This is a genomic window from Pseudomonas sp. P1_F1_2, from assembly GCF_056405815.1.
The window spans coordinates 1-18678 of sequence record NZ_JBFUBK010000047.1 but is presented as its reverse complement, the minus strand read 5'-3'; the positions used below and the strand labels follow the sequence as shown (position 1 = coordinate 18678).

At 58.8% G+C, this 18678-nt stretch carries 17 protein-coding genes; 6 read left to right on the top strand and 11 right to left on the bottom strand.

Going from position 1 to position 18678, the window contains the following annotated elements:
* Positions 1 to 90 precede the first annotated feature (90 nt).
* Positions 91 to 1482, bottom strand: a complete 1392-nt coding sequence (locus AC1D2P_RS15725) for an L-cystine transporter (RefSeq protein ID WP_223522947.1) — start codon at positions 1480 to 1482, stop codon at positions 91 to 93.
* A 242-nt stretch (positions 1483 to 1724) separates the two neighbouring features.
* Between AC1D2P_RS15725 and AC1D2P_RS15720 the strand changes: the two genes are divergently transcribed.
* On the top strand, positions 1725 to 2780 hold the full coding sequence (locus AC1D2P_RS15720; protein ID WP_109785649.1) for an HAD family hydrolase: 1056 nt from the start codon (positions 1725 to 1727) through the stop codon (positions 2778 to 2780).
* Positions 2781 to 2875: 95 nt separating this feature from the next.
* Here the strand turns inward: AC1D2P_RS15720 and ilvD are convergent, their stop codons facing one another.
* From ilvD to AC1D2P_RS15695, 5 genes are all read right to left on the bottom strand, one after another.
* Complete coding sequence (ilvD, locus tag AC1D2P_RS15715; protein ID WP_109785648.1) at positions 2876 to 4717, bottom strand: dihydroxy-acid dehydratase; 1842 nt, start codon at positions 4715 to 4717, stop codon at positions 2876 to 2878.
* 258 nt (positions 4718 to 4975) lie between these two features.
* Positions 4976 to 6187 (bottom strand): MFS transporter, encoded by a 1212-nt coding sequence (locus AC1D2P_RS15710; RefSeq protein WP_109785647.1) that lies wholly within the window; start codon positions 6185 to 6187, stop codon positions 4976 to 4978.
* Positions 6180 to 7157 (bottom strand): diiron oxygenase, encoded by a 978-nt coding sequence (locus tag AC1D2P_RS15705; protein WP_109785646.1) that lies wholly within the window; start codon positions 7155 to 7157, stop codon positions 6180 to 6182. Before AC1D2P_RS15705 ends, AC1D2P_RS15710 begins: the two co-directional genes overlap by 8 nt.
* On the bottom strand, positions 7154 to 8233 hold the full coding sequence (locus AC1D2P_RS15700; RefSeq protein ID WP_109785645.1) for a SagB family peptide dehydrogenase: 1080 nt from the start codon (positions 8231 to 8233) through the stop codon (positions 7154 to 7156). The genes AC1D2P_RS15705 and AC1D2P_RS15700 overlap by 4 nt, the downstream gene beginning before the upstream one ends.
* A 424-nt stretch (positions 8234 to 8657) precedes the next feature.
* The gene (locus AC1D2P_RS15695) at positions 8658 to 9854 is read right to left on the bottom strand and encodes a class I SAM-dependent rRNA methyltransferase (RefSeq protein WP_007945535.1); all 1197 of its coding nucleotides are present in this window, start codon (positions 9852 to 9854) and stop codon (positions 8658 to 8660) included.
* A 230-nt stretch (positions 9855 to 10084) separates the two neighbouring features.
* On the opposite strand from AC1D2P_RS15695, the gene AC1D2P_RS15690 reads away from it, so the two are divergent.
* From AC1D2P_RS15690 to AC1D2P_RS15680, 3 genes are read left to right on the top strand one after another with little or no spacing between them, the layout of a single operon-like run.
* A complete protein-coding gene (locus AC1D2P_RS15690; RefSeq protein ID WP_177412231.1) occupies positions 10085 to 10900 on the top strand; it encodes an HDOD domain-containing protein in 816 nt (271 codons plus the stop codon).
* 28 nt (positions 10901 to 10928) lie between these two features.
* Entirely contained in the window at positions 10929 to 11741 is an 813-nt protein-coding gene (gene mutM / locus AC1D2P_RS15685; RefSeq protein ID WP_109785643.1) for a bifunctional DNA-formamidopyrimidine glycosylase/DNA-(apurinic or apyrimidinic site) lyase, read from the top strand.
* A 54-nt stretch (positions 11742 to 11795) separates the two neighbouring features.
* Positions 11796 to 12119 (top strand): multidrug transporter, encoded by a 324-nt coding sequence (locus tag AC1D2P_RS15680; protein WP_109785642.1) that lies wholly within the window; start codon positions 11796 to 11798, stop codon positions 12117 to 12119.
* A 139-nt stretch (positions 12120 to 12258) separates the two neighbouring features.
* Here the strand turns inward: AC1D2P_RS15680 and AC1D2P_RS15675 are convergent, their stop codons facing one another.
* The 5 genes from AC1D2P_RS15675 to AC1D2P_RS15655 all read right to left on the bottom strand — a co-directional run bounded on the left by AC1D2P_RS15675 (position 12259) and on the right by AC1D2P_RS15655 (position 16856).
* On the bottom strand, positions 12259 to 12510 hold the full coding sequence (locus AC1D2P_RS15675) for a YfhL family 4Fe-4S dicluster ferredoxin (RefSeq protein ID WP_003195146.1): 252 nt from the start codon (positions 12508 to 12510) through the stop codon (positions 12259 to 12261).
* Between the two features lie 102 nt (positions 12511 to 12612).
* Positions 12613 to 13092, bottom strand: coding sequence for a pantetheine-phosphate adenylyltransferase (gene coaD / locus AC1D2P_RS15670; RefSeq protein ID WP_007945531.1), 480 nt, complete (start codon positions 13090 to 13092; stop codon positions 12613 to 12615).
* Positions 13093 to 13207: 115 nt separating this feature from the next.
* Positions 13208 to 14803 carry a GMC family oxidoreductase gene (locus AC1D2P_RS15665; RefSeq protein ID WP_077431099.1) on the bottom strand — a complete coding sequence of 532 codons (1596 nt, stop codon included), beginning with the start codon at positions 14801 to 14803 and terminating at the stop codon, positions 13208 to 13210.
* A gap of 48 nt (positions 14804 to 14851) precedes the next feature.
* A complete protein-coding gene (locus tag AC1D2P_RS15660; RefSeq protein WP_109785641.1) occupies positions 14852 to 15397 on the bottom strand; it encodes a twin-arginine translocation pathway signal protein in 546 nt (181 codons plus the stop codon).
* Positions 15398 to 15425: 28 nt separating this feature from the next.
* Positions 15426 to 16856: a coniferyl aldehyde dehydrogenase gene (locus AC1D2P_RS15655; protein ID WP_477757413.1), complete on the bottom strand. Its 1431-nt coding sequence runs from the start codon at positions 16854 to 16856 to the stop codon at positions 15426 to 15428.
* 165 nt (positions 16857 to 17021) lie between these two features.
* Between AC1D2P_RS15655 and AC1D2P_RS15650 the strand changes: the two genes are divergently transcribed.
* A complete protein-coding gene (locus AC1D2P_RS15650; RefSeq protein WP_046029693.1) occupies positions 17022 to 17690 on the top strand; it encodes a TetR/AcrR family transcriptional regulator in 669 nt (222 codons plus the stop codon).
* Positions 17691 to 17725: 35 nt separating this feature from the next.
* Positions 17726 to 18580, top strand: coding sequence for a sulfurtransferase (locus tag AC1D2P_RS15645; protein WP_109785639.1), 855 nt, complete (start codon positions 17726 to 17728; stop codon positions 18578 to 18580).
* The last annotated feature ends 98 nt before the right edge of the window (positions 18581 to 18678 follow it).

Sequence of the window (18678 nt, the reverse complement as noted above, 5' to 3'; positions counted from 1 at the left end):
TTGAGGTGGAGCACACACCGTGTGAACACCACTGATCCCTGTGTAGGAGCCGGGCTTGCCCGCGATGGGGCCGGTCCTGTCGATGAAGATTTAAGCGTGAGCCAACGACCCATGCTCATCCGCATCCAGCAGCTCTTTATCCGTCTGCTGCATGATCTGGCTGGTGATCGCGCCCGCTGTCATCGACCCACTGACGTTCAACGCCGTGCGCCCCATATCGATCAGCGGCTCGACCGAAATCAGCAACGCCACCAGTGACACCGGCAAACCCATCGCCGGCAACACGATCAACGCGGCAAACGTCGCGCCACCACCGACACCCGCCACACCGGCCGAACTCAGCGTCACAATCGCCACCAGCGTCGCGATCCACAGCGGGTCCAGCGGGTTGATACCCACGGTCGGCGCCACCATCACCGCCAACATCGCCGGGTACAGACCGGCACAGCCATTCTGGCCAATGGTCGCGCCGAACGAAGCGGCGAAGCTGGCGATGGACTGCGGGATTCCCAGGCGGCTGGTCTGCGCTTCGATGCTCAATGGAATCGTCGCGGCGCTGGAGCGGCTGGTGAAAGCAAACGTCAGCACCGGCCAGACCTTGCGGAAGAAGCGCAGCGGGTTGATCCCGGCTGCCGACACCAGCACGCCATGGACCACAAACATCAGGCCCAGGCCGATGTAGGACACCACTACAAAACTGCCGAGCTTGATGATGTCTTGCAGGTTGGAACCGGCGACCACTTTGGTCATCAACGCCAATACACCGTACGGGGTCAGCTTCATCACCAACCGCACCAGGCGCATCACCCAGGCTTGCAGGGTGTCGATGGCGTTGATCACTTTCTGACCTTTTTCGACGTCATCCTTGAGCAATTGCAGGGCTGCGACGCCAAGGAACGCCGCAAAAATCACCACGCTGATGATCGAGGTCGGTTTGGCCCGGGCCAAGTCTGCAAACGGGTTTTGCGGAATGAACGAGAGCAACAGCTGCGGTACGTTCAGGTCGGCGACCTTGCCGGCGTAATCGGTCTGGATGGTTTGCAGGCGCGCCATTTCTTGTGTGCCGGCGATCAGGCCTTCGGCGGTCAGGCCAAACAGGTTGGTCAAACCGATGCCGATCAGCGCCGCAATCGCGGTGGTGAACAGCAGCGTGCCGATGGTCAGGAAGCTGATCTTGCCCAGCGATGATGCGTTGTGCAGACGGGCCACGGCGCTGAGGATCGAGGCGAACACCAGCGGGATCACGATCATTTGCAGCAGCTGCACATAACCGTTGCCGACCAGATCGATCCAGCCGATCGAGGCTTTCAGTACCGGATTGCCGGCACCGTAAACGGTGTGCAACGACACACCGAACACCACGCCCAGCACCAGCGCGAGCAAGACTTTTTTTGCCAGGCTCCAAGTGGTGTGACGGGTTTGTGCCAGCCCGAAGAGCAGGGCGAGGAACACCAGCAGATTGAGAATCAGCGGCAGATTCATAAGGACTCCAATAAGACTTGTGCTGGCTGCCTTCCCGGGCAGCTGCGAACCGGGAATCCTAACAGTTTGATATCTAATGAATTAATACCGAAAACAGAGGTTGACTGTCGTTTTTGGAATAAGCCGGTGTCGCTGTCAGGGATGCAGTTGGCGCGATGGGTACGGTAGCGGTCGCTGACAGACGAGGACTGTCACACTTATTTGTTAGCGTCGATGTCTTTCACATTCAGGGAGAGTCGTCGATGAAATTCATACCAAAAATACTGGCTGCAGCAATTTGCCTGGGCCTTGCCGGCCAGGCATTCGCCACCGATTTGAAACACTGGCCTGCCGATCAGGCCAAGGCGCTGGACGCAATGATTGCCGCCAACGCCAACAAAGGTAACTACGCGGTGTTCGACATGGACAACACCAGTTACCGCTACGATCTGGAAGAGTCGTTGCTGCCGTACATGGAGAACAAGGGCCTGATCACCCGCGAGAAACTCGACCCCTCCCTGAAACTGATGCCCTTCAAAGACACTGCCGATCACAAGGAAAGCCTGTTCAGTTACTACTATCGCCTCTGCGAAGTCGACGACATGGTCTGCTATCCATGGGTCGCCCAAGTGTTCTCCGGCTTTACCCTCAAAGAACTCAAAGGCTATGTCGACGAGATGATGGCGTCCGGCAAACCGGTGCCGGCGACTTATTACGAAGGCGACGTGGTCAAGAATCTCGACGTCAACCCGCCGAAAATCTTCACTGGTCAGAAAGAGCTGTACAACAAGCTGATGGAGAACGGCATCGAGGTCTACGTAATGACCGCCGCCTCTGAAGAATTGGTGCGCATGGTCGCTTCCGATCCGAAGTACGGCTACAACGTTAAACCGCAGAACGTGATCGGCGTGAGCCTGCTGCTCAAGGACCCCAAGTCCGGCGAGTTGACCACTGCGCGCAAACAGATCACCGCGGGCAAATACGACGAGAAGGCTAACCTTGGCCTTGAACTGACCCCATACCTGTGGACCCCGGCAACCTGGATGGCCGGTAAGCAAGCCGCGATCCTGACCTACATCGATCAGTGGAAAAAACCAGTCCTGGTCGGCGGCGACACCCCGAGCAGTGACGGTTACATGCTGTTCCACAGTGTCGACGTGAAGAAGGGCGGCATCCACTTGTGGGTCAACCGCAAAGACAAATACATGACCCAGATTAACGGCATGATGGCCACAAACGCTGCGGCCCAGGCCAAGGAAGGACTGGAAGTTACGGCGGACAAGAACTGGGTGATCGTGAAGCCTGAGGAAATTCAATAACACCGACGATGGGGCCGTAATGTTCAACCATTAAATCGGTCAGACAAAAAAATGCCCCGCACTTGGCGGGGCATTTTTATTTCTACGACTGACGTTTACAGACCGTCGAGCATTGCCTTGTTACGCACGGCACCCTTGTCGGCACTGGTCGCCAGCAGGGCGTAGGCTTTCAGGGCGGTGGTGACCTTGCGTGGACGTTTTTCCACAGGCTTCCAGCCTTTCTGATCCTGCTCGGCACGGCGCCCGGCCAGTTCTTCGTCGCTGACCAACAGGTTGATCGAACGGTTCGGAATGTCGATCAGCACCTTGTCGCCGTCCTGCACCAGACCAATCGCGCCRCCAGCAGCGGCTTCTGGCGARGCGTGGCCGATGGACAGGCCCGARGTGCCGCCAGAGAAGCGRCCGTCGGTGAGCAGGGCGCAGGCTTTGCCCAGACCTTTGGATTTCAGGTAGGACGTCGGGTACAGCATTTCCTGCATGCCCGGGCCGCCTTTCGGGCCTTCGTAACGAATGATCACGATGTCGCCGGCCTTCACTTCGTCAGCAAGGATGCCGCGCACGGCGCTGTCCTGGCTTTCGAAGATCTTCGCGTTGCCTTCGAAGACGTGGATCGATTCGTCGACGCCAGCGGTTTTCACCACACAGCCATCGAGCGCGATGTTGCCGTACAGGACGGCCAGGCCGCCTTCTTTCGAGTAAGCGTGTTCAACGCTACGGATGCAGCCGTTTTCACGGTCGTCATCCAGGGTTTCCCAACGGGTCGACTGGCTGAATGCGGTTTGCGTCGGAATACCTGCCGGGCCGGCCTTGAAGAAGTGATGCACCGCTTCATCGCTGGTCTGGGTGATGTCCCACTTGGCAATGCCTTCGGCCAGGGTCTTGCTGTGCACGGTCGGCAGGTCGGTGTGCAGCAAACCGCCACGGGCCAGCGAGCCAAGGATGCTGAAGATCCCGCCGGCACGGTGCACGTCTTCCATGTGGTACTTCTGGATGTTCGGCGCGACCTTGCACAGTTGCGGAACGTGACGGGACAGACGGTCGATGTCGCGCAGGTCGAAATCGATCTCGGCTTCCTGGGCCGCGGCCAGCAAGTGCAGGATGGTGTTGGTCGAGCCGCCCATGGCGATGTCCAGCGTCATGGCGTTTTCGAACGCCTTGAAGTTGGCAATGTTGCGCGGCAAGACCGATTCGTCGTTCTCGCCGTAGTAACGCTTGCACAACTCGACGATGGTGCGACCGGCTTGCAGGAACAACTGCTCGCGGTCGCTGTGGGTGGCCAGGGTCGAACCGTTACCCGGCAATGCCAGGCCCAGGGCTTCGACCAGGCAGTTCATCGAGTTGGCGGTGAACATGCCGGAGCACGAACCGCACGTCGGGCAGGCGCTGCGCTCGTACTCAGCGACTTTCTCGTCAGAAGCGCTGGAGTCGGCGGCAATGACCATGGCATCGACGAGGTCGAGACCGTGGCTGGCCAGTTTGGTCTTGCCGGCTTCCATCGGGCCGCCGGAAACGAAGATCACCGGGATGTTCAGGCGCAGAGAGGCCATCAACATGCCAGGGGTGATCTTGTCGCAGTTGGAAATGCAGACGATGGCGTCGGCGCAGTGGGCGTTGACCATGTACTCGACGGAGTCGGCGATGATCTCGCGGCTCGGCAGCGAATACAGCATGCCGTCGTGACCCATGGCGATGCCGTCATCGACAGCGATGGTGTTGAATTCTTTGGCGACACCGCCAGCGCGTTCGATTTCGCGGGCGACCAGTTGACCCAGGTCCTTGAGGTGGACGTGGCCTGGTACGAACTGGGTGAAGGAGTTGGCAATGGCGATGATCGGCTTTTTGAAGTCGTCATCTTTCATCCCCGTGGCGCGCCACAATGCGCGGGCACCGGCCATGTTGCGGCCATGGGTGGATGTTTTCGAGCGGTAATCAGGCATGAAGCACTCCGGGCGGCTAATCAGGTATCAAAAGGGAAGTGAGCTTCTATTGACGTCTGGAACACTCAGAAATGGCCGTGTGTCCGGAAGTTGCCGATAACTTTGCGGGATCGCCGCGCGCTTCAGCTTGAGCTCATAAACCCGCCGGGGGATGACTGGCGATGAATGTCGCGATTCTACACGGCTGGCGTCAGGAGGGAATGCCGGCAAGCGTTGATCCCGTGCTGACGGAGCGGGCGAGATGACGACTGGCACGTATCACCCGGTATTGAGTGCCTGTTGCGTCTTGTAGTTGATGACTGCGTTCACCCCAAGCCCTGCAGCGCTCAGTGCCAGGAAGCCAAGGGCCAGAGCCGTGGTCAGGTTTTCGGGCGTCAGGTTGATCACCGAGCTGATGACGCCGCCGAACATGAAAATCAGCATGGCCCCGACCGAAGTGGAGGCCCCGGCATTCTCAGGGTGAAGACTCATCGCTTTGGAATTGGCGATTGGCCTGGCGATGGTGGTGCCGACGGTGCAAACCAGCATCGAAATCAACACCGTCGCCGCTGAAAGACCGAAGTGGCGAGTCAGCCACAGCATGATTGCGCCTGACACGGCGATCAGGCCCAGGCCGATAATGATCTGGGCGTTGGCTTGCAGGTATCGATGCAGCACGCTGGCTAATACCCCGCCCAATACGTACGCGACGCCATACAGCAGCAATGCACAGGCGAACTCATACGGTGAGAGCGCCAGGCGTTCCATGAAAATGATGGGCGAAGAAACGATGAACGAAAAATGGCAGGCGAAGGCGAGCGCCGAAATCAACCAGTACCCCATGAAACGTCCATCCGAGCACAAGCGCCAATAAGCATTGAAAAACCCTGCGTGGGATGGCTTGCGCCCGGGCGGCGTTTCCTTGAGTAGCCAATAGGCCCCGCACCAGGCAACACACGACAGAGCAATGAATACATAAAAACTGCCTTGCCAGCCAAGGCACGATTGCAGCCAGGTCCCCAACAGGGGCGAAACTGAAATGAACACTCCGCCCCCTGTCACCATCCAGATCCTGATGCGCTCCCGTTCACGACCGACGAACAGATCCTGAATCAGTGCCTGCGACAATGAAAATGCCCCGCAACCCATTGCCTGAACCATGCGAAATCCCAGGAACCAGCGGTAGTCGCTGGCGAACACGCAGCCAACCGCTCCAATAGCCGCGACAGCCATGCCTCCCAGCAGCAGCGTCTTGCGTCCCCACACATCCGATATTGGCCCGACCAGCATCACAGACAGTGCCAGACTGATGGCAAACACGCTGACAGACAGGGAAATTCCGGACGGTGAGGTCTGAAAGTAATCAGCCAGATGGGGGAAGGACGGGAGCACGACGTCGAGGGGGAAGACACCCAGCAGCGTCATGGTCATCAACAGCGTGACGGTGGCTCGACGTTTTTTGCTGAAGGCTGCATCGTTTCCTTTATTCATCAAGAAAACCGGCGCGGGTGAAGAGTTTCCGGTTGCAAGGCCGATCGAAGAAACCGGCTTTTTCCAAGGCGCCCAGGGTGGCGCTGGCCCCCGAGCGGGCGCGTTGCAGGGTGGCTTGCGCGTCGGACAGCCCTTCGATGATTTCCAGGCAGGCTGTCTCGCTGAGACCGACAAAGCGAAGGCTCGACTTCAGCCAACGCTCATCGACTTCAAAGAAAACCCGAATGAGCTCCGGCAGCAGACTCGCGCAGAACATCCGTTGCGCGCTGTTCAAGTGCAGCCACAGATAATGGAAAACTTCGCAGAAATAGCGACTGTGTCGTGCCTCGTCGGCAAGGTGATCCCTGAGCATTTCCTGAACGCCATCCACCAAGGCGTCGCGACAGATGTCGAGCAGATCCTTGGCGATGATCGTCTCGGAGACGAAGCCGGCGAGGAACCAGGCCAGTGATTTGTGCCTGTCCGGTGTGCGCTCGAGCAGGGCCTGCAGGCGGATGATTCGCTGCGGCATGACGGGCCGGTCGAACATGCCGTAGAACGCGGCAATCTGTTCGGCGAGGCTATTGGAAACGAGGGCGTGATACCCCTCGTCGGTGTAGAGCTGCAGTGCGGCGTTTTTCATCCGCCGGGGAATGCACACACCGAGGTCGTCATGGACGATGGTTTCGACAGATCGATTGACGATGCGGTGTTCGAGCAGGGTGGTGTAGTCGAGGAAGTACACCAGATGATTGGCCGATAATCGATGAGTGATCGCCCGCCCTGCGGCTTTGACGGACGGGTGATTCAAATAAGGCAGGAAGGCTGGCGGGAACCAATGCCGGGTTTGCAGTTGCTGCTCAATCTCCGGCGGCAATAAATAGGTGTGCTTACTGGTTCGCACTGCGGCGCGGTTATCCCAGTCGCCGAGGGTGAAGCGATCAGCCCAGCCGGTGGGAAGTGTTGCCTGTTCATGGCGCGAGTCGGTCATGATGGCGAGTCCTGACGGCTCAGCAGCGCTTTCAATTCCTTGCACAGCGCCTCCCCGTCGCTCTTGCCACAACCGACAAAAAACAAGGGCTGTTCGGGGTTGTCATTGAGTCCCAGCAGCGTTTCAACCTGATCGTCCGTCAGCGCTCCGGTCAACCAGGTGTTCAGGCCCAGCGAGGTGGCCACCAGCTGGAAGGTCTGGGAAATGTGCCCGGCTTCAACGTAGGCCATTCGATACGCGCGCGAGTGTTCATATTTCCACCACAACTTGTCGAACCGACTGGTGATGAACAGACCCACTGGCAGGTTATTAATGAAGTGTTGCCCGCACAGCAATTGCCCCAACGGTCGGCCGGGCAGTGGATTGACGAATCTCAGCGCATGTCCGCTTGGAAGGTAGGCATAGAGCCCGGGATTCAGGCCAATGACATTCTGTACCAGCAGGAAACCTTCGCAGGCGTTGAGCCCACCCCCGGATGGACTGGTACGTCGGGCGCCCAGCCCTTCGACACAGTTTTCGTCGATGGCATCTTCACGTTCTCGCAGGTAGCCCAGGGACAGGTATAGCAGCGTGCTGACCACCTCAAGTGAGAGGGCATCCCCGGTGAAGGTACGGCAGGTTTTCCGATCGATCAGGGTGTTTGCCAGAGAGCCTTCCGGCAGGCATGAAGGTTTCGGCAGCTCAATCAGTTCGCCTGCCAGACGTTCGACAAGCCTGTTGTCGGGAGCCGGTGTGGCCAACACTTCGCTGCAATGGTCCAGATACTCTCTGGACCATTCATGAATATTTTGTGGAGTATGTTTGCAGGGAATGTTCTTGGTGCCGATATGGAATATTTTCGACAGTTCATCCCAGCCCCATTCAATAATGACGGGTGTTGAAAGTGTAAGTATTCCTGCATCAAGAAGTTGTGTGTCTATTCTGTTGCTGCTATTGAATTTGCCCGGGTTGCTGATAAGTTCTGCAAGTCGGGTTGAATGCTCAAGATCCAGTTCGTATTGTTTGTGGTTTTTGTAGTCCCAAACTATTTGTCCGGGCGTGCGCGGGAGTATGAAGAGATGAGGGTTTATCTGCATGATAGGCGTTTTGCTCTGGAGTTTTTCATAAAGAACGCTGGGTAGCCGGCACTCCCCAGCGCTTCATTTACTTAGCGGTTTTTTGGGGCAACCAGAAAAGACAGATTGGCGATGTTGTTAGCTTCCAGAGTAATTGCTTTCATGTTTTGAATTCCTTGTCATTGATAGTGAGTGTCACTTCTGTGTGACAACTTAATCATAGTTGTTAATCAGTCCTTATCAAGGGGAGATTGAGTAGGAAGGTTCTAGTAGTTTTGTCAGATCAGTCACGGGTAAGGCGGGATTTTGTAAGGCGTATTCTCTGAAATAAAAAATACAGAGAAACGTCCTGCAAGTCGCACGGATTGCAAGTGTAGGAAGTTGTAAGTTTGAATATCGAATAATAGAACGGGGAACCGAGTGGTTCCCCGTCAAACCGGCCTTATCAGCTGTTTGGCAGCAGGCGGCAGGTGATGCTTTTGATGTAGCGGGTTTCGGCGATGGCCGGGTGAACCGGGTGGTCCGGACCCTGAGCGCCACGCTCCAGCAGCTGGATGTTGCGGTCCAGGTGACGGGCGCTGGTCAGCAGGATGTTTTGCAGGTCGTCTTCGGGCAGGTGCATCGAGCACGAAGCGCTCACCAGGATGCCGTCCTTGCTGAGCAGGCGCATGGCTTGCTCGTTCAGGCGACGATAGGCACCTTCGCCATTTTTCATGTCTTTCTTGCGCTTGATGAATGCCGGAGGGTCGGCCACGATCACGTCGAAACGCTCTTCGCTGGCTTTCAACTCTTTCAGGGCTTCGAACACGTCGCCTTCAATGCAGGTCATCTTGTCGGCGAAACCGTTCAGCGCGGCGTTGCGCTCGACGCCGTCGAGGGCGAAGGCTGACGCATCGACGCAGAACACTTCACTGGCGCCGAACGCGGCCGCTTGCACGCCCCATCCGCCGATGTAGCTGTAGAGGTCCAGCACGCGTTTGCCTTTGGCATACGGGGCCAGGCGAGCGCGGTTCATGCGGTGGTCGTAGAACCAGCCGGTTTTCTGGCCTTGCATGACCGGCGCTTCGAATTTCACGCCGTTTTCTTCCAGCGCCACCCACTCCGGCACCAGACCGAACACGGTTTCGACGTAGCGGTTGAGGCCTTCGGCATCACGGGCAGCGGAGTCGTTCTTGAACAGAATGCCGCTTGGCTTGAGCACTTGGGTCAACGCGGCGATCACGTCTTCTTTATGAGCTTCCATGGTCGCCGAGGCGATCTGCACCACGAGGATGTCGCCAAAACGGTCGACCACCAGGCCTGGCAGCAGGTCGGAGTCGCCGTAGACGAGGCGATAGAACGGCTTGTCAAACAGACGATCGCGCAGCGACAGGGCGACGTTGATACGGTGAACGAGCAACGACTTGTCCAGCGGCAACTTGATGTCACGCGACAGCAGGCGGGCGCAGATCAGGTTGTTCGGGCTCATGGCCACGATGCCCAGCGGCTTGCCGCCGGCTGCTTCGAGGATCGCCTGATCGCCGGCCTTGAAACCGTGCAAAGGCGTGGCGGCTACATCGATTTCGTTGCTGTAGACCCACAAGTGGCCGTTGCGCAGGCGACGGTCGGCGTTGGCTTTGAGGCGCAGGCTAGGCAGGGACATGACGTCGCTCCGGAAAAAAGAGCGGGAGTATAGCGTGTTGCGCAAGGCCACGGTTTGGCGGATGGACATGCGGTGAAGGTCGCGGCTGAAGATGAAACTTCAACAGATGGACCGTCCAAGGTGTCGGATCCAACTTTTAGAAGCTAGAATCTGCGCCTGGCCCAGAGTGTGTACTTATGTCCCAAGAGCTGACTACCGAACAGATTCAACAGTCCCTGCAAGGCATCAGCGTGCCCGCCCAGCCGCAAATCATGGTGGATTTGCAGATGGAGCAGTACATGCCCGACCCGGACCTGGAAGTGATCGCGAAGCTGATCTCCCAGGACCCGGGCCTCTCTGGCTCCTTGTTGAAAATCGTCAACTCGCCGTATTACGGCTTGAGCAACAAGATCACCTCGATCCAGCGTGCGGTGAACCTGCTGGGCAGTCGTTCAATCATCAACCTGATCAACGCGCAGTCGATCAAGGGTGAGATGAATGACGACACCATCGTTACCTTGAACCGTTTCTGGGACACGGCTCAAGACGTGGCGATGACCTGCCTGACGCTGGCCAAGCGGATTGGTGCGCAGGCCGGCGATGAAGCGTATGCCCTGGGGTTGTTCCACGATTGTGGCGTGCCGTTGATGCTTCAGCGTTTCCCTGAGTACATGACCGTGCTCGAACAGGCTTACGCCAATGCCGGCCCCGAGTGCCGAGTGGTGGACACCGAGAACCGGGTGTTCAACACCAACCACGCCGTGGTCGGCTACTACACTGCCAAGTCCTGGCGTCTGCCGGACCATGTGACCGCCGCTATCGCCAATCACCACAACGCGTTGGCGATCTTCAGCGATGAGTCGTCGCGCAATGCCCAGCTCAAGAATCTGCTGGCGATCCTGAAGATGGCCGAGCACATTTGTGCGTCCTACCGGGTGTTGGGCAACCAGACCGAAGACCACGAATGGAACAGCATCGGGCATCTGGTGCTCGACTATGTCGGCCTCTCGGACTACGACTTCGAGACGCTCAAGCAAACGATTCGCGACCTTGGCACTCACCGCTGAGTGTTGGATAGCCTGATTCGAGTGCGCCATGCCTGAACTGCCAGAAGTCGAAACCACCCGCCGCGGGATTGCGCCGTACCTGGAAGGCCAGCGGGTCTGCCGGGTGATCGTGCGTGACCGGCGTTTGCGCTGGCCGATTCCCGAAGACCTCGATGTGCGCTTGTCCGGGCAGCGCATCGTGCTGGTGGAACGGCGTGCCAAGTACCTGCTGATCAATGCCGAAGTCGGCACACTGATCAGCCATTTGGGCATGTCGGGGAATTTACGCTTGGTGGAAGCCGGACTGCCGGCGGCCAAGCACGAGCATGTGGATATCGAGCTGGAGTCCGGGCTGGCGCTGCGTTACACCGACCCGCGCCGGTTTGGCGCAATGCTCTGGAGCCTCGACCCGCTTAACCACGAATTGTTGATTCGCCTGGGGCCGGAGCCGTTGACCGACCTGTTCGACGGCGAACGCCTGTTCCAGCAGTCGCGCGGGCGATCCATAGCGGTCAAGCCGTTCATCATGGATAACGCAGTGGTGGTGGGTGTCGGCAATATCTACGCGACTGAAGCGCTGTTCGCCGCCGGCATCGATCCGCGCCGCGAAGCCAAAAGCATCTCCCGGGCGCGATATTTGAAACTGGCGATCGAGATCAAACGCATCCTCGCCGCGGCCATCGAGCGTGGCGGCACCACCCTGCGCGACTTCATCGGGGGTGACGGTCAGCCGGGTTACTTCCAGCAGGAACTGTTTGTGTACGGTCGAGGCCATGAGCCCTGCAAGGTCTGCGGTACAGAACTGCGGGATGTGAAGCTCGGCCAGCGCGCCAGCGTCTTTTGCCCACGCTGTCAGAGCTGAAAAACCCCACGGTCTATAGTCAGTGTTCTCACTGCCTCGCATAAGGACCGTGCCATGAGTCTTTTTCGAACCCTTGCCGTTGTTTTGCTGTTGAGCGTGAGTACCTCAGCGCTGGCGTCCAGCAGTGGCAGTGGCGATCCGCTCTACACCATCCACAATCCTCCGGCGTACGCCATGATCGGTGATTTGCTGATTGCCCGACCTTTGTTGGTCGTCGCGACGGTGATCGGTGCGGGCGTGTTTGTGGTGTCTTTGCCGTTTACCGCGCTGGGTGGCGGGGTGGGCGATGCGGGACAGGCGTTGGTCGTTGATCCGGCGAAAGCCGCATTCGTGCGATGCCTGGGGTGTATCGGGGAGGGGTTTGAGCAGCAGGAATGAAGGCAGTTATATCTTTGGTGTGGCTGATGGCCTCATCGTCGGAACGCCGCCCGGAGCAAGCTCGGCTCCTACAAGTTCACGCGATCAACTGTAGGAACCGAGCTTGCTCGCGATGGCGGCATGGCAGGCAGAAAAAATCTCAAGCCTTGCCAGTAATTTTCCGGTACTTCTCCATCAGTTGCTCTTCTGTCTCCGGGTGCGCTTCGTCCAGTGGAATGCAATCCACCGGGCACACTTGCTGGCACTGAGGTTCGTCGTAGTGGCCGACGCACTGTGTGCACAGGTTCGGGTCGATCACGTAGATCTCTTCGCCTTGGGAAATAGCGGCGTTCGGGCACTCGGGTTCGCAGACGTCGCAGTTGATGCAATCGTCGGTGATGATCAGGGACATGCTAACTCCAGCCAGGGCGACAGGCCCGGGCGCAATAAACCAATGCGCACAATTGTGCCGCATTGGCGCCCGCAGTGCACGCAGGCGCCGATTCAGCGGTCGTTACTTCTTGAAGCGCTCGGTGAGGGCGTCCGCCACCGCAGGGTGGACGAACTTGGTGATATCGCCGCCAAGCGCTGCGATTTCACGGACCAGCGTCGAGGAAATGAACGAATAACGCTCGGACGGTGTAAGAAACAGGCTTTCTACATCCGGCGCCAGCTGGCGGTTCATGTTGGCCAGCTGGAATTCGTATTCAAAGTCCGACACCGCGCGCAAGCCACGCAGGAACACGTTGGCGTTCTTCTCTTTGGCGAAGTGCGCGAGCAGCGTCGAGAAGCCGACGACTTCAACGTTCGGCAGGTGTTTTGTGACCTCGCGGGCCAGCTCCACACGTTGCTCCAGAGGAAACAACGGGTTTTTCTTCGGGCTGGCGGCGACGGCAATGATGACATGATCGAACAGGCGCGCGGCGCGTTCGACCAAGTCGCCATGGCCCTTGGTAATAGGGTCGAAGGTACCTGGGTACAACACTCGGTTCATCGCGTCGTCCTGGCGGGAGTCCGTTGGGGAGTCGGATGGTATCGCAGCCTTCCCGGTCGGCCAAGTCGCCTGTTGGGTAAGAAAGCACTATAGACGATACGAATATTCTCCATTCTTATGGGTTTTTCAAACGTTCGGCCAGCGAAGTGGCCAATTGCGCTGTCAGCCCATAGACCGACAATTGCGGGTTCGCACCAATGCTGGTGGGAAACAGTGAGCCATCATGGATCGACAGATTGCTCAGCTGATGATGACGGCCAAGGCTGTCGGTCACGGCGTTTTTCGGGTCTTCGCCCATCGCGCAACCGCCCATCACATGGGCACTGCCCAGGCGTGTGCGATAGAGCTCAAGGCTCAAGCCATCGATCAGCGTGCGTGCTTCAGCCAGGGTTTTCACGTAGCGAGCGTCGGCGTGCATGGGCATGACCGCACTGGCGCCGCCGGCAAACTGGATCTCGGCCATGCTGTGAAAGGCTCGGCGCAGGCCCTCCCAGGCATAGGGCGAGACCTGATAGTCGAGCACCGGCGTATTGTCGCCGCGCAGCTCGACGCTACCGCCGGTGCTCTCTGGATGAAAACCGTCGCGCAACAGCGCCAACATCGCATGGGTATGGGGCAGGTGCTCCATGTGCTGGGCGTTTTCCGTGCCGAAACCACCAAGCAGGGTCGTCGCCAGCGCCGGGTGCAGSGGCGGGACTTCAAGTTTGTAGGACATCTTGCCGGTGGTGCCGTCCTGCCATTGGAAATGGTCGGAATAGATCGACTGGGGCGCGCCGTAGAACGGGTTGACCACCTCGTCGAACAAGGCGGCGGACATGTTCACCAAATGCAAAAACGTTCTTTTGCCCAGGCGTTTATGGGGATCGGGCGCGTCGGAACGCAGGAGCAGCGCCGGGCTGTTGATGCCGCCGCCGGCCAATACGTAATGCCGCGCCTTGACCGTGATCGTGCGTCCGGTCGGCGCAACGCAACGGTCATCCATCGCTACGCATTGCAAGCCGGTGACTTTGCCATCCTTGATCGACAGCTGTTGCGCGCGGGCCAGGTACAACAGCTCACCACCTTTTTCCAGCGTGGCGGGAATGGTCGTGACCAGCATCGATTGCTTGGCGTTGGTCGGGCAGCCCATGCCGCAATAGCCCAGGTTCCAGCAGCCACGCACGTTGCGCGGAATGACGTGCCAGCTGTAACCGAGTTTTTCACAGCCTTTGCGGATCACATCGTTGTTGGCGTTGGGCGGCACCCTCCACGGTGCGACACCGAGGCGTTGTTCCATTTTCTCGAACCACGGCGCCATTTCGGCGGGGGAGTGGCCTTTGACATCGTGCTCCTTGGCCCAGTGTTCGAGCGTCGGGGTCGGCGTGCGAAAGCTCGACGTCCAGTTGATCAGCGTGGTGCCGCCCACGGCCCGGCCCTGGAGGATGGTGATCGCGCCATCCTTGCTCATGCGCCCGATGCCTTCCTGATAGAGGCTGGTGTAGGCCTGGTCTTCGAGCATCTTGAAGTCGCTGCTGGTCTTGAGCGGGCCTTCTTCGATCAGCAGCACTTTGTAGCCGGCCGCACTGAGGATTTCAGCCGTGGTACCACCGCCGGCACCGCTGCCGATGATCGCCACATCCGCTTCGAGGGTCAGGTCTTGGGTCAGTTGCGAGCCATTGTAGGTTTTCCAGCCACGGGACAGGCCTTCTCGGAACGGATCGGGTACGGGCATCTTCAAGTTCTCTTTTTATTTTGTTTTTGGTGGTGAGGCGCCTCGGTCTCAAACGGCAGGCGGCCCGGGATATCCGCAATGCACCCACGACTCCGCCCGGCTGTACCACGCCATCATCACCAGTTGCAGCAATGAGCTATGCCCCATGCGCAACAAGCTCAACGAGCTGTTTTCCCAGCGATCAAGAAAATGCCGGATCTCTTCGCTGCTTGCGTTTTCCCAGCTGCCCCAGATGCCGGTCAGCGGGCCGCGCGTCACCGTCATTCCCAGCACATCGAACAATTGCTGGGTCAGCTTGAGCATTTCCGGCGACAGGTGATTCAAGGCGTTATCCAGGCAGTGCAAGGTCTCGTCGACCGATGCCGGCATCTTCCCGGCGGCGACGCTGCCCTCGAGCATCACCGGGATCAGTGCGCGCAAAAACAGCAGATCGCCGCTGCGCAGGATCACGAAGCCGTTCGCCGCAACACTCGACGAGCAGCCGCTGAGGCTCGCACCCAGTCCGGCGGTGGCGAGAAAGGCGGTGGCGCCGAGGCTGAATTTCAGCAGGCCGCGCCGTGACAGCGCGGGTGTATCGGTCAGGCTTGGGCTCATTATTGTTTTTACCCGGTGGTGGCGATCGTTAGCGGATGAACAGTTTCTGGATCAGTTTTTGAATGGACTTTCCGTACGGCGGGTAGATCAGTTTTGCCGCGTTGAACCGCTGCTTGATCAGTACACCTTTGGCCTTGCTGAAGGTCAGGAAGCCTTCGTGGCCGTGGTAATGGCCCATGCCCGAAGCGCCGATACCGCCAAACGGCATGTCGTCTTGGGCGACATGGAGCAGGGTGTCATTGAGGCAAACCCCGCCGGAATGGGTTTCGTGGAGCACACGGTTTTGTTCACGCTTGTCGTAGCCGAAGTAGTACAGCGCCAGTGGGCGAGGGCGTTGGTTGATGTAGGCAAACGCCTCGTCCAGATGCTTGTACGGCACGATCGGCAGCAGCGGGCCGAAGATTTCGTCCTGCATCACCGTCATGTCGTCGGTGACATTGAGCAGCAGGCTGTGGCTCATGCGACGGCCCTGACCTTGATCGAACAGCGGGATCAGCAGCGCACCTTTGCTGGTGGCATCGCTGACGTAGCCGTTGAGGCGCGCCAGTTGCCGCTCGTTGATGATGGCGGTGTAGTCCGGGTTGTCAGCCAGTGTCGGATAAAAACCGCGAACCACCTGGCGATAGGCTTCGACAAACCCACCCACGCGGTCTTCCGGCACCAGTACGTAGTCCGGGGCCACGCAGGTTTGCCCGGCGTTCAGGGTTTTGCCGAAGGCGATGCGTTCGGCGGTGTCTTTGAGGGGCACGTCGTGGGACACGATGGCCGGGGACTTGCCGCCGAGTTCCAAGGTGACCGGGGTGAGGTTCTCGGCCGCCGCACGCATCACGTGTTTGCCGATGCTGGTGGCACCGGTGAACAGCAGGTGATCGAAACGCAGGCGGGAGAATGCGACGCCGACATCGGCTTCGCCCAGCACCACGCAGACCAGGTCCTGAGGGAAGATCCGGGCGAACAGTTCCTTGAGCAGTGCACCGGTGGCGGGGGTTGATTCGCTGAGTTTGAGCATCACTCGGTTACCGGCCGACAGCGCGCCTACCAATGGACCGATGGCCAGGTACAACGGGTAGTTCCAGGGCACGATCACACCCACCACGCCCAGCGGTTGGTACACCACTTTGGCCGCCGCCGGCTGGAAAGCGATGCCCACTTTACGTCGCGAGGCCTTCATCCAGCCCTTGAGGTGCTGGCTGGCGTAATGGATGCCGTGAAGGCTGGGCATCAGTTCAGCGAGCAGGGTTTCGTCAGCGCTGCGGTGGCTGAAATCCTGGCTGATGGCCTCGATCAAGGCCTGACGTTCGCTGCTCAACAGATCGCGCAGGGCCTTCAGCCATTGCTGGCGCTGGGCAGCAGGCGGCATCGGGTTGGCGGCGTAAGCTGCGCGTTGCGCGTCGAACAGTGCCTGCATTTCTTCCAGAGGCTGATTCAAACTCTGGAGGTAGGCGATGTCAGCAGTCATGATCGGCTCCGGATTTATTGTAGTGAGGCACTTTTTATTGTAGTGAGGCACTTTTTAGAGTCTATGCTCTATAAAGTCAAATGACATCTTGCGCGGGGTTGTTTCATCCGCTTGCGGATAGGTCGTAAGATGCCCGTCATCGCACTCTGAATTAAAGCTCAAGCCATGGCCCCTCGGATCAAAACCAGCGAGCGCATCGTGCAGAACAGCCTGGAGCTGTTCAATCAGCAGGGTGAGCGCAGCATCAGCACCAACCACATTGCCGCCCACATGGAAATTTCACCGGGCAACCTGTACTACCACTTCCCCAACAAGCAGGCGATCATCGCCGTGTTGTTCAGTGAGTACGAAAGCCTGGTGGACAGCTTCCTGCGCCCCCCTCAGGGGCGCGCGTCTACGGTCGAGGACAAGCGCTTCTACCTTCAGGAGCTGCTGGCGGCCATGTGGCGCTACCGGTTTTTGCATCGCGACCTCGAGCACTTGCTCGACAGCGATCCCGAACTGGCGGCCCGATACCGACGGTTTTCCCAGCGCTGCCTGATTCATGGCACGCACATCTACGCGGCCTTCGTCGAGGCCGGCATCCTGCAAATGGACAAGGTTCAGATTGAGTCTCTGACGCTCAATGCGTGGATCATCCTGACGTCCTGGGTGCGGTTCCTGTGCACCACGCGGGAGAATTCCAACCACCTGAGCGAGCAGGCCATCAAACGGGGTGTGTATCAGGTGCTGGTGCTTGAGGCCGGGTTTGTCACGGATCAATCCCGCGACGCGGTCAATGCACTCTGCGAAGAGTTTTATGTGCCGTTGGCCCAGGCACTGGAAGAAGTGTAGTAAGACTCAATTCGACTTAATCACTGGAGCCCGTTATGCCCATTGCGCAACTGATCAGCCCGCAAGCACTGGACCTGAAAAAGGAGCAGTCGGGGCTGGTGATTCTGGATTGTCGTTTTGCCCTCGAAGACCCGGACTATGGCCAGCGTAGCTATGCCGAAGGGCACATCGCCGGGTCGAGCTTTGCCGATCTGGAAGGTGATTTGAGTGGTGTTGTGGTCAAGGGGGTCACCGGGCGTCATCCCTTGCCCAAACCTGAAGACTTGATCGAACGCCTGCAAGCCTGGGGCATCAACGCTGACAGTGAAGTGGTTTTGTATGATGACGGTCCGGGTGCCTACGCAGCACGGGCCTGGTGGTTGCTGGCATGGCTGGGCAAGCGTGATGGCGTGTTCATTCTGGATGGCGGGCTCAAGGCCTGGCACGCGGCGGGGTTGCCGCTGAGCCTGGATGCGTGCGAGAGCAAGCGGGGCACCTTCACCGGTGTGCCGGACAACGCGTTGACCCTGAATGCGCAACAACTTCTGCAACGTCTCGGCCAGCCTGCGCTGACCTTGCTGGATGCCCGTGGCTTGCCGCGTTTCAAAGGCGAAGTTGAGCCTATCGATCCGATTGCCGGGCATATTCCGGGTGCGCAATGTGCAGCCTTTACCGACAACCTTGGCGCCGATGGGCGATTCCTGCCGGCGGATCAGCTCAAGCAGCGTTTTGCCGCAAAACTTGCCGATCGCTCGCCGAACGATCTGGTGGCGTACTGCGGTTCAGGCGTAACGGCGTGCCACAACCTGTTTGCGCTGTGCCTGGCGGGTTATCCGTTGGGGACGTTGTATGCCGGATCGTGGAGCGAGTGGATCAACGATCCTGCGCGGGGCGTTGCTACCGGCGAATAAACGCAACCTTACCCTGTGGAGCGAGCCTGCTCGCGATAGCGGTGTGACAGTCAGCATCGTCACTGTCTGACCCACCGCTATCGCGAGCAGGCTCACTC